The following is a 12,017-nucleotide window of genomic DNA, read 5'->3' on the forward strand; positions in this document are numbered from 1 at the left end:
GCCCAGCGCCTCCCGCGCGCCGGCCGCGTCGCCGGCGCGCGCCGCCGCCGCGCGCGCGAGCCCGGTCGCGGCCTCGTCCGCGCGGACGTCGGCCAGCTCGTCCGCCGACGGCGCCTCGGCGGCCGTCTCGACGAACGCGACGTGCTCGCCGCCCGCCCGCAGGAGCGTCACGACGTCGTCGGCGCGGCCGGCGCGCACCGCGTCGGCGAGCGCGCCGAGCTGCGTGCCGAACCGGTGCGGGACCGTGAGGCGGACCACGCCCGCGCGGGGCGCGATGGCGTCGCGGTCCTCGGCCGCGGCGAGCGCGGGCAGCACGGCACGCAGGCGGGCGGGCAGCGCGTCCGCGGCGGGCTCGCGCGCCACGAGGTCGCCGAGCACGGCACCGACCTCGACGGACGCGAGCTGGTCCGGGTCGCCGACGAGCACGAGCCGGGCGTCGGGGCGCAACGCCTCCAGCAGGCGGGCGAGCAGCGGCAGCGACACCATCGAGGCCTCGTCGACCACGACGACGTCGTGCGGGAGCCGGTGCGTGCGGTCGTGCCGGAACCGGGTGCCGCCGCCGGGGCGGGAGCCGAGCAGGCGGTGCAGCGTCGAGGCGTGCAGGGGTGGCGGCGCCGCCCCGCCGGACCCCGCCGCGAGCGCCGTCAGCTCCGCGTCGACCGCCTCCTGCAGCCGGGCGGCGGCCTTGCCGGTCGGTGCGGCCAGCGCCACCCGCAGGTCCGCGCCGTGGACGTCCCGCAGCACGGCCACGAGCCGCGCCACCGTCGTGGTCTTGCCCGTGCCCGGCCCGCCGGTGAGCACGGTGAGGCGGGAGACCGCCGCGGTGGCGGCGGCCACGCGCTGGCGGTCGTCGCCCGCGCGCGGGAACCGGGCGGCGACGGCGCGGCGCACGGCGTCGTCGTCCGCGGGCAGCGGCGTGGCGAGCCGCGCGTCCACCTCGTGCCGGACGAGCTGCTCGTCGCGCCAGTGCCGGTCCAGGTACACGCGCCCGTCCACCCACCGGACCGGCCGGTCCGCGGGCCCGGTCGGTCCGTCGGCGACCATCGGGCTGCGCCGCACCGCGTCGGTCCACGCCCGGAGGTCCGGCCACGGCAGCGCCGCCACGGTGTCGAGGAGGTCCGGCGTGGCGCGGGCGGTCCCGCCGCCGGACGTCCCGCCGCCGTATGTCCCGACGGGTGCGCCGACGGTCCACGCGTGGACGTCGTCGGGGTCGGCGACGTCGACCGTGCCCGGGGCGTCCGCGAGCGTCACGCACACGGAGCCCGTCCGGACGGCGCGCACGGCGAGCGCGGCGGCCAGGTGGACGCGCTCGTCGTCCTCACCCGTCAGGACGCCCAGCCGCTCCGCGACGTGGACGTCGGCGCCGGTCAGCACGCCGACGCGCGCGAACGCGCCGAGCAGCGGACCGGCGCGCCACGGCACGCGGGCGGAACCGTCCGCCGGCACGCCCGTGCCAGTGCCCGTGCTCGTGCCAGTGCCAGTGCCAGTGCCCGTGCTGGTGCTCGTGCTCGTGCTCGTGCCGAGCGTGCCGTCCGCCGGCGCGACCCACGTCCCGCTCATGACGCGGCCCCGTCCGCCGTGCCGTCCAGCAGCGCCGAGAGGGCGAGGACGAGCGCGGTCGGTGGACGCCAGGACAGCACGCCGCACGGGTCGTCGCCGACCACGGGCGTGGCCGGTCCGCACATGCCGCGCACGAACAGGTACGCGCCGCCGCCGAGGTGCCGGTCGGGGTCGTAGCCGGGCAGGCGCCAGCGCAGGTAGCGGTGCAGCGCCACCGTGTAGAGCAGGAGCTGGAGCGGGTAGTGCGCGTCCGTCATCGCCGTGACGAGCGCGGCCGGCCGGTAGTGCCACGCCGTCAGCGGCTCGTCCGGGGGCGCGAGCCGGTTCGTCTTGTAGTCCACGACGACGAAGCGCGGGCCGGCGGGGCCGGGCACGCGCAGCACCGCGTCGATGCTGCCGGTGAGGTAGCCGCGCAGGGGGCCGGGGCCGCGTGCCACGCTGCCGGCGCCGGTCGGGGACGTCGCGGACGCGCCCGTGCCGCTCGGGCCGGCCGGCGGGTCCAGGGCGGCGAGCCGCGCGGCCCACGGGTGGAACGGGTCGTCCGCCGGCAGGTGCGTGGCGACGAGCGCGGCCACGTCGCGCAGGCGCGCCGGCCGGCGACGGACCGCGGGGGCGGCGCGTCCCGGTGCGCCCGGTGCCGACGGGGTCTCGTCGCCGCCGGCGAGCGGCAGCTCGAACTCGAGCTCGGCGAGCCGGTCGCGCGGGTGCACGTCCGCGAGCGCGGCGCCGCCCAGCAGCGGGCCGCCGGGCGTGCGCAGCACCGGCAGGAGGGCTGCGGCGAGGCGGTCGGGGTCCACACCCGCACCCGGTGCCGCGCGACGGCACCGTGCGAGCAGCTCCGCGGCGAGGTCGGGTGCGGTGGTGTCGACGTCCTCCAGGACGGCGTGCACGAGCGTGCCGAACGCGGTACCGCCGGGCAGGTCGGCGAGGGGCGAGGGCACCGCGCGCAGGAGCGCCTCGTCGAGGGCGTCGGGCGTGCCCGACCGGGCCCGCGCGACCGTCGCGGCTGGCCCGACCGACACGATCGGCCCGACCGGCCCGACCGGCCCGACCGGCTCGTCGCGGATGCCGGGTGCCTCGGGCTCGTCGGCCACGCCCGGCGCCTCCTCCGCGGCGGACGGTGCCGCGGCGCCGGGCGGTCCGCCGTGCGCGGCCGCCGTCAGGCCGGAGTACGAGGTCCGGCGCCACGTCGTGTCGACGTCGCGCCGCAGCCGTGCGACGTCGAGCCCCACGCGGCCACCGGCCGACGGCTGCCACCGCACGCGCGGCGGCGCGGCGTCGACGACCTCGTGCGCGACGGTGCCGCCGCTGCGGGCGGCGAGCGCGTCGAACGCCGCCGCGGCCTGGTCGTCGCGCGGCACCGGCACGGTCGCCGGCGGGCTGCCGTCGGCGTCCCGGGCGCCGAGCACGAGGCGGCCGACGGCCCCCGCCGCGGACACCGTGCTCGGCGCCCACCAGACGACCACCCGGCTGCTGGCCCGCGTGAGCGCGACGTACGCCAGGCGCAGGTCCTCGCCGGACTCCTCCGCCTGGTGCAGGGCGCGCGCCTCGTCGTAGCCGGGGCTGCCGCGGCCGCCCACGTGCAGCCGGCGGGTGCCGTCGGCGTCGTGGTACCGCAGCACCGCCGGGTCGCGCGGCACGAAACGGTCCCACGCGAACGGCACCAGGACCACGGGGAACTCGAGGCCCTTCGCGGCGTGGACCGTCACCACCTGCACGGCCGCCGCGTCGGTCTCGAGGCGCCGGCTGCGCTCCTCCGCGTAGTCGACCGCGGCCTCGTCGATGCGCGCGCGCAGCCACTCCGTGAGGGCCGCCGCACCCAGCCCGCGCTCGCGGGCCGCCGCGTGCAGGACCTCGCCGACGTGCCGCGTGTCGGTGAGCGCGCGCTCGCCGTCCTCGCGGCGCAGCAGGCGCTCGTGCAGGCCCGCGGCGGCCGTCGCCTCGACGAGTGCGGCCACGCCCTGCCCGGCGAGGACGTGGGACCAGCCGCGCAGCCGGTCGGCGAGGTCCTCGCGCTCGACGTCGCCGGCGCCCGCGAGGCGCCGGGCGTCCCACCCGACGAACGGCGTCAGCGCGGCCGCGGCGACCCGGCCCGCGTCGCCGGTCCCGGCCAGCGCGCTCAGCAGCACGAGCCACTCCCGTGCGGCCGGCGTCGCGAACACGCTCGAGAGGCCGGACACCACGGCGGGGACGCCGGCCCCGACGAGGGCGTCCCGCACGGCGAGCGCGTCGGCGTTGCGCCGGGCCAGCACAGCCACGTCACCGGGCCGCACGGCCCGCCACCCGTCGCCGTCGCGCAGGCGTGCGCCGTCGAGCGTGCGCACCACCTCCGCGGCGACGTCCCGGTGCACGAGCGCACGGACGACGTCGACGCGCGGCGCGGCGCTCCCGGCCCCGACGGCGCGCCGTGCCACGCGGCGGAGCACCACCGGGGCACCGCCGTCGAGCCGGCGCCCGGACCGCCCGGCCTCGACGGGGTGCACGACGATGCGGGGGTCGCCGAGGGCCGCGCCGCCGAGCAGGTGGCCGAGCCCCGCGAGCACGGCGGGGTCGGCACGCCAGCTCCTCCCGAGGGTGGCCGTGGTCGCGACCGTCCGCGCCGCGAGGTACGTGTGCACGTCCGCGCCGCGGAACGCGTAGATCGCCTGCTTGGGATCGCCGATGAGGACGAGCGTGCGGTGGCCGTGGAACGCGGTGCGCAGCACGTCCCACTGCACCGGGTCGGTGTCCTGGAACTCGTCGACGAGCACGACGCGGTAGGGCGCCCGGACGCGCGCGGCCGCGTCCGCGCCGGTCACGGGGTCCGTCAGGGCGTCGCGCAGCAGCACGAGCAGGTCGTCGTAGTCGACGAGCCGGCCGGCGCGCTTGCGCCGCACGAGCTCGCGCCGCACGGCGCGGGCCAGGCGGAACCGGTGGTCGGGCGGGCTGCCGGGGGCCGCGTCGTCGGGGGCGAGGGTCGCGGCGTGGTCGCTGACGGCGGCGCGTGCGACCTGCCGTGCCTCCTCGACGGTGAGCGGAGGGGCGGACGTGCCCGCGTAGGCGGCGAGGTACAGGTCGTCGACGACCTCCGCCTCCAGGTCCGCCACGTCGGGCAGGAGGGTCGCGTCGGCGTCCACGTCGCCCGTCGTGGTCGCGGTGCCGAGCGAGCGGAGCACGTGCCGGCAGAACCCGTGGGTCGTCGTGATCGTCGCGGCGTCGACCTGCGACAGCGCGACCGCCAGGCGCTCGCGCCGGCGCGCCAGCTCGGCGTCGTCGACGTCGGCGAGGTGCCGCACGAGGGCGTCCTCGCTGGTGCGTGCGGTGGTGTCCCGCAGCGCGCGCTCGGTGCGCACGAGGCGCTCGCGGACGCGGTCGCGCAGCTCGCTCGTCGCGGCGCGGCCGAACGTCACGACGAGCAGCTCGGGCAGCTCGGCGTGGCCCTCCGCGACCCACCGCGTGGCGAGCGCGGCGATGGTGAACGTCTTGCCCGTGCCGGCGCTCGCCTCGAGGACGGTGGTGCCGGTGGGCAGCGGGCCGCACACGTCGAAGACGGGCGTCGTCACGGGTGCGGCGGTCACGGCGGGCCCCCGGTCTCGTGGCGCAGCAGGTCCTCCCACAGCGTGCGCGCGAGCGCCCCGAGGAGCGTCGGCTCGTCCGGCCACGCGGCGCGGTCGGCGGGTCCCGGGTCGCCCGCGAGGGCGGCGAGCCGCGCGCCGTCGCCCCAGGCGAGGCGGTGGTGGTCGTCCTCGTCCTCGTGGCGCGCGCGCCACGTCTGCTCGGCGTCCGCCAGCGCGCCCACGGGGTCGTCGTGACCGTGCCGGCGCTGCGCGTACGTCGCCGCGGCCGCCGTGGGCAGCGGGAGCGGTGCGCACAGCGCGCGGTCGCGCACGGCGACGAGCCGGCCGAGCACGTCGCGCGCCACCGCGGGCTCGGGGGCGCGCAACCACGACGTCGTCGCCGTCGGGCGCGTGCCGGGGCCGCGGCCCACCGTGGCGGCGGCGCGCACCGCCGGCGCGTGCGGGCCGTCCGCGCCGGCCAGCGCGAGCAGCTGCACCCACGCGCGGAGCCGGTGCCTCGCCCCCAGCCGCGCGTAGACGGCACGCACCAGCACCTCGCCGCGCACGCCGGGGACGGTGCCGGTGAGCACGCGCCCGTCGGGCAGCGGCACCGTCACGTCGACCGTGGTCGGCGCCGCGACGAGCAGGGGCCGCGCGGCGGCGGCGACCGCCTCCACGTGCGCGCCGACCTCGCCGAGCGCGGCCGACCCGAGCGCGCCCGGGGGCACGTCACCGCGTCGGCGCTCGGCCGCCGCGGCCCGGGCCAGGTCGACGTCGTCGAGGACGGCGGTGAGCAGCCGGTCACCGGTCGCCCACGCGTCGAGGGGCTCGAGCCGCAGGGGCAGCCGGTCGTCGAGCTGCTCGACGTCCCGCGGGACGACGGCGTGCAGCCGCTGCCGCACGAACGCGCGGACCGGGTGCTCGAGGGCGGCGACGAGGTCGTCGAGCTCGACGACCCCCGCGGCGCCGCCGAGCTCGCCGCGACCGCCGTCGACCGCGTCGGGCGGCGGGGGCGGGAGCGTGCCGACGAGCAGCGGCGGGCGGGGCGTGCGCGGTCCGCGCGCGGCCGCGGCGGCGCGCCGGTCGACGTCGTCGAAGCTGAACGGGCCGGGCCGGCCGAGCGCGCCGGCCACGAAGTTCCGCTCGTCGACCGTCTGCAGCGGGTGCTGCACGACGAGCGCGTCCCGCACGGGCCGCCCGTCGGCGCGCTGCACCGTCTCCTCCAGCGCGTCGAGCAGCTCGCCGACGGGCACGGCCGGCGGCCGGGGGGCGCCCGTGCGCTCGTCGGCGCCCGTGTGCACGACCACGAGGTGGTCGCCGGCCGCGAGCACGGCGTCGAGGAAGAGCTGGCGGTCCTCCGCGCGGCGGTCCCGCTCGCCCACCAGCGGGTCGCGCGCCAGCACGTCGTCCCCGCCGCCGTGCGCCGTGCGCGGGAAGACGCCGTCGTCCATGCCGAGCAGCGCCACGACCCGGTGCGGGACGGCGCGCATGGGCTCCAGCGAGCAGACGGTGAGGGCGCCCGTGCGGAAGCCGGCCCGTGTCGGCCGGCCCGCGAGGTGCGGCTCGAGCAGTGCGACGACCTCCGCCAGGCGCAGGGGCACGTCGGCGTGGCCGTCCGCCGCGGCCCGCGCGTCGGCGAGCACCGTGCGCGCCTCGACCAGCTGCCAGGCGTCCTCGGGCGCGACGTCCGTCAGCAGCACGACCGCGCGCCCGAGCGTCGCGAACCACGCGTCCGCGGGGCGCGTGCCGTCGAGCTCGGCGAGCAGCCCGGTGAGCCGGTCCACCAGCTCGGCGAACCGCCCGGCGAGGTCGACCTCCGTGCTGTCCACGTCGTCCAGCGGCAGCGCCGACCCGACGAAGCGGTGGTCCTCCTCCGCCATCGCGACGCCGAGCAGCAGGCGGTCGGTGCCGGTCCGCCACGTGCCCTGCGCGACGGCGCCCAGCCCGTACCGCGTACGCCGGCCCACGTCCTCGCCCCACCGCACGCCCGACGCGAGCGTCCACGCCCGCACGCGCTCGAGCTCCGCGTCGTCCAGGCCGAACCGTCGGCGGACCGCCGCCAGGTCCGCGAGGTCGAGCACGGCGGACGCCGTCACGCGCGACCCGGCGAGCGCCAGCACGTCGGCGAGCACGCGCAGCACGGGGTTGGTGCGCGCGGGGGCACGGTCGGCGACGCGCACGCGCAGCGTCCGGCCGGGGTGCGCGGGCACGTCGTCGGGGCGCCCACCCTGCCGGCCGCCGTGCCGGCCGTCGCCGGGTGCGCCGGCGGTCGCGGCCGCACCGAAGGCGGCGACGACGAGCGGCGCGAACGCCTCGACGTCCGGGCACAGCACCACCACGTCCCGCGGCTGCAGGGACGGGTCGTCGGCGAGCAGGCCCAGCAGCGCCTCGCGCAGCACCTCGACCTGGCGGGCGCGCCCGTGGCACGCGTGCACCTGGACCGTGCGGTCGTCCGGGTCGACGGTGGTCCGCCGCCCCGGGCGCGCGTCGGCGCGCAGCGCGGCCTGCAGCGCCCCGAGGACGGTCGCGGGCGGCGCGGGCACGGCGTGGTGCGTGACGGCGGCGGCGCGGGCGACGAGGCGCACGCCCAGCTCGGTGGCGTCGCGCGCGGTCGACGCGAGGAGCGGGTGGTGCGCGGCGCCGGCGACGTCGCGGCGGCGCGGCGGCGGACCGGCTCGCGTCGCGGCGGCGGCGCGGTCCCACAGGACGGGCGACGGGTGCGGCAGCCACAGGTGCACGTCGCGGTGCGCGGCCAGCGCGTCGAGGACGTCGAGGTGCGCCTCCGGCAGGCGGGTCGCGCCGAGCACGGACAGGCGGGCCGGCAGGTCCACGACGCCCGGGTCGGCGCGGACGGCCTGCACGGCGGTCGCGAGCCGCTCCGCCGGGCTGGGGGTGCCGAGAGCCGCCCGCACGGCGCGCCAGAGCGGGGGCTGCCACGCCAGGTCGTGGGGAAGCGGGGCGCCGAGGCCGTCGTCGTCCCGGCCCGACGCCCACGCGGTCACGAGCGCGGGACGTTGCGCGCCGTACGCGGTGAACGTCGCGGCGAGCCGCCGGGCGAGCCGCAGACGCCGCCCGGCGCCCGCGTCGGCGCCCACGTGGCGGGCGAGGGGAGCGGCCCAGGGCGCGCCGGCGGCCACGGCGTCGTCGAGGGCGCGCAGCACCGCCCACGTCAGGCGTTCCGGTTCCCAGGGGTCCTCGTCCGGGTCGACGCCGCCGGCGACGGCGACGACGCGGCGGACGAGCCGCGCGGGCGGGTCGAAGTCGATGCGCGCGCACACGCCGCCCTCGCCGTCCGGACCCGCGCCGAGCCGGTGCGAGAGCCGCTGCGCGACCCAGCGCTCGACGCCCCGCGTCGGCACCGCGACGACCTCGCGGGCGAACGGGTCCGCGTCGGGCGGCTGCTGCGCGAGCACGTCCGCCAGCGCGTCGACGAGCACGTCCGCCCGCGCGGCGGTGTGCACGCGCAGGCGTCCGCCGTCACCTCCGGGCCCCGTCACGCGCTGCACGCTAGCCGACCGCGCGGACACGTCCGGCGGCGCGCGCGGGGGTGGGGACGCGGCCCACGCACGGCGGGGCTGGGGTCGGCCCGACGCGCGGTGCCCCGCCCGACGGCGGCCGCGCGCGCCGGCCGACGCACCCGCCCCGCCCCGCTCAGGGCCAGGTGCCGCGCGCCCGCAGCACGTCGCGCAGCAGGTCGGCGCGGTCGGTGACGAGGCCGTCGACGCCGAGGTCGAGCAGGCGGTGCATGACGCCCGGCTCGTTCACCGTCCACACGTGCACCGCCCGCCCCGCGGCGTGCGCCGCGGCGACCGTCCCGGCGTCGACCACGCGCAGGCGGCCCTGCGTGGCCGGCACCTGCAGGCAGTCGACGTCGCGCAGCGCCCGCGCGGCGGCCCGCGGCCTGCGCAGGCGGTGCGCGGTGAGGAACCGCGCCACCTCGCGCGTCCCGGCCGACGTCGCGACGGGCCGCGACAGCAGGGCCAGCGTGGCGCGCCGGCGCGCGTCCGAGAACGAGGTCACGCACACGCGCTCGTGCGCGCGCGTCCGCTCGACCGCCTCCGCGACCGGGGCCACCGCGCGCGCGTCCTTGACGTCGACGTTGACCCGCAGGTCCGGCCACGTCGCCAGCAGCTCCTCGAGGCGCGGCACCGGCTCGCTGCCGCCGATGCGTGCCCGGGCCACGACCGACCACGGCAGGTCCGCGACCCGCCCGCGGCCGTCGGTGGTGCGGTCGAGCGTGGCGTCGTGCAGGGCGACGGCGACACCGTCGGCCGTGGCGTGCGCGTCCGTCTCGACGTAGCGGAACCCGAGGTCGACGGCGGCGGCGAACGCGGCGAGCGAGTTCTCCCGGCCGTCGAGCGAGAACCCGCGGTGGGCGAGGGCGACGACGCCGGACGGGTCGTCGAGGTAGGGGTGCGGCACGTGCCCAGCCTCGCCCGCGGCACCGGCCGTCCGCACGCGACCCTCCGGCGTTCACCCGGACGTCACCGCTCGCGCACCGCCGGGTCGGCGATCTGTCGGGTTGGTCCTGTTCAGTGGCGCCCATGAGTCGTTCACTGGGACGTATGAGACGCAGCGCCGTGCCTCCGCTCGCCCTGGCCGCCGCCCTCGCGCTGGGCGCCGGCCTCCTGCCCACCGCCGCCGCGGCGGCGCCCGTGCCGTCCTCCGCGGCCGGTGACCCCGTCGTGGACACCGCGACCGGCGACGGCGCGTCCGCCGATGCCGCCACGCTCGACGGCGGACGCGGCCACGACCGCGGCCGCCGCACCGTCACCGTGCCGACGCTCGTGGCCCGCGCCACGCTGTCGGCGGACTTCCTCGCCGAGGGCCCGCCGTCGGGCGCGCTCGCCGCGCCGGCCAACGGCCGGCAGGGCCCGTTCGCCGGGCAGGTCATCCCCGGCTTCTCCGGTGCGGTCGACGCCGGCGACGGGACGTTCTGGGCGCTGCCCGACAACGGCTTCGGCACGAAGGCGAACTCCGCCGACTTCCTGCTGCGGATCTACCGCGTCACGCCCGACTGGGAGACCGCCGACGGCGGCAGCGGCGAGCTGCGCGTCGGTGAGCACCTCGCGCTGCGCGACCCGGACGGCCACGTCGACTTCCCGATCACGCAGGAGGGCACGCCGGAGCGGCTCCTGACGGGGGCCGACTTCGACGTCGAGTCGGTCGTCCGCGCGCCCGACGGGTCGTTCTGGATCGGCGAGGAGTTCGGGCCGTTCCTCCTGCACGTCGACGCGACCGGGAAGCTGCTCGCGCCGCCGGCGCCGCTGCCCGGTGCGACGTCGCCGCAGAACCCGTACCTGCAGCCCGGCGAGCAGCCGACCATCGGCGCGTCCTCGGGTTTCGAGGCGCTCGCGGGCCTGCGTGACGGCCGCTACCTGTACCCGGTCCTGGAGAACGCGTACACCGCCGACGCGGACCGGCGCCGGCGCGTCGTCCACGAGTTCGACACGCGCCGCGGGCAGTACACCGGCCGCACGTGGGACTACCGCGCGGACCGCGAGGGCGACCTCGTCGGCGACGCGTTCTGGGTCGGCAAGCACGAGATGCTGCTCGTCGAGCGGGACAACTTCGACGGTGCCGCGTCGGTCGTCAAGCGCGTGTACCGCGTCGACCTGCGCCGCGAGGACCGGCAGGGCTTCCTCGAGAAGGAGCTCGTGCTCGACGCGCTCGACATCGCCAACCCGCACGGCATCGGCGCGGGCGACGGCTACGGCACCGGGGACCCGTTCAGCCTGCCGGTGCAGTCCTTCGAGACGGTCGTGCAGCTGCGGGACGGCCGCCTGCTGATCGGCAACGACAACAACTACCCGGGCAACGCCGCGCGCGTGCCGGGCACGCCGGACGACACCGAGATGGCGCTCGTCGAGCTGCGCCGCGAGCGCGTGCGTCCCGGGGAGGTCGAGGTCATCGCGCACCGCGGCGCGAGCGGGTACCGCCCCGAGCACACGCTCGCGGCGTACGCGCTCGCCATCCGCCAGTGCGCGGACTGGATCGAGCCCGACGTCGTCGCGACCAAGGACGGCGTGCTCGTCGCGCGGCACGAGAACGAGATCGGCGGGACGACCGACGTCGCGACGCGCCCCGAGTTCGCCGCCCGGCGGACGACGAAGACGATCGACGGCCAGCAGGTGACCGGCTGGTTCACCGAGGACTTCACGCTCGCCGAGCTGCGCACGCTGCGCGCGAAGGAGCGCATCCCCGCTCTGCGCCCGGGCAGCGCCGCGTTCGACGGCCTGTACGAGGTCCCGACGCTCGCCGAGGTGCTCGACCTCGCGCGGCACTCGGTGACGTGCGACGGCGAGCCCGTCGGCGTCTACCCCGAGACCAAGCACCCGTCGTACTTCGACGGCATCGGCCTCTCGCTCGAGGAGCCGCTCGTCGCGGCGCTGCGGGCGGCGGACCTGGACGACAGGCGCGACCGGGTCGTCGTGCAGAGCTTCGAGACGACGAACCTGCGCGACCTCGACCGCATGACGAAGGTCCGCCTCGCGCAGCTCGTGAGCTGCTCCGGTGCTCCGTACGACCTCGTGGCCGCCGGGGACCCCCGCACCTACGCCGACCTCGTCACGCGCGACGGCCTGCGCGACGTCCGGCGGTACGCGGACGCCGTGGGCCTGTGCAAGGACGTGGTGATCCCGCGGGCTGCCGACGGCACGCTCGGCGAGCCGACCCGCGTCGTGCGCGACGCGCACCGCGCCGGCCTCGACGTGCACGCGTGGACGTTCCGCGCGGAGAACCAGTTCCTGCCGGCCGACCTGCGCAGCGGCGCGGACCCGGCGGCGCACGGCGACCTGCCCGCGGAGATCCGCGCGTTCGTCGACGCGGGCGTCGACGCGGTGTTCTCCGACCACCCCGACGTCGCCGTCGCGACGGTCGGCTGAGACCACCGGCGGCGCCCCGGCAGGGAGGGGCCGGGGC

The 12,017-nt window shown here is 79.1% G+C and carries 5 protein-coding genes; 1 reads left to right on the forward strand and 4 read right to left on the reverse strand.

Annotated features, from left to right (window positions below; all coding sequences use genetic code 11):
* The 4 genes from ACFUMH_RS16335 to ACFUMH_RS16350 all read right to left on the reverse strand — a co-directional run.
* A partial coding sequence (locus ACFUMH_RS16335) for an AAA family ATPase (RefSeq protein WP_378207953.1) occupies positions 1-1,560 on the reverse strand: 1,560 nt, incomplete at its 3' end.
* Positions 1,557-5,117 carry a UvrD-helicase domain-containing protein gene (locus tag ACFUMH_RS16340; RefSeq protein ID WP_378207956.1) on the reverse strand — a complete coding sequence of 1,187 codons (3,561 nt, stop codon included), beginning with the start codon at positions 5,115-5,117 and terminating at the stop codon, positions 1,557-1,559. The genes ACFUMH_RS16340 and ACFUMH_RS16335, both read right to left, overlap by 4 nt.
* Positions 5,114-8,593 (reverse strand): exodeoxyribonuclease V subunit gamma, encoded by a 3,480-nt coding sequence (recC, locus tag ACFUMH_RS16345; RefSeq protein ID WP_378207959.1) that lies wholly within the window; start codon positions 8,591-8,593, stop codon positions 5,114-5,116. Before recC ends, ACFUMH_RS16340 begins: the two co-directional genes overlap by 4 nt.
* Positions 8,594-8,747: 154 nt before the next feature.
* Positions 8,748-9,518 (reverse strand): glycerophosphodiester phosphodiesterase family protein, encoded by a 771-nt coding sequence (locus ACFUMH_RS16350; RefSeq protein ID WP_378207962.1) that lies wholly within the window; start codon positions 9,516-9,518, stop codon positions 8,748-8,750.
* A gap of 143 nt (positions 9,519-9,661) precedes the next feature.
* Here ACFUMH_RS16350 and ACFUMH_RS16355 point away from each other — a divergent pair, with 143 nt between their 5' ends.
* Positions 9,662-11,980, forward strand: a complete 2,319-nt coding sequence (locus tag ACFUMH_RS16355; RefSeq protein WP_378207965.1) for an esterase-like activity of phytase family protein — start codon at positions 9,662-9,664, stop codon at positions 11,978-11,980.
* The last annotated feature ends 37 nt before the right edge of the window (positions 11,981-12,017 follow it).

It is taken from the genome of Cellulomonas sp. NPDC057328 (assembly GCF_042667215.1).
Classification (GTDB): Bacteria; Actinomycetota; Actinomycetes; order Actinomycetales; family Cellulomonadaceae; genus Cellulomonas.

Bases quoted from the DNA above. Each gene is read 5' to 3' on its own strand.
- ACFUMH_RS16355 (WP_378207965.1), top strand. From the start codon at position 9,662: ATGAGACGCAGCGCCGTGCCTCCGCTCGCCCTGGCCGCCGCCCTCGCG.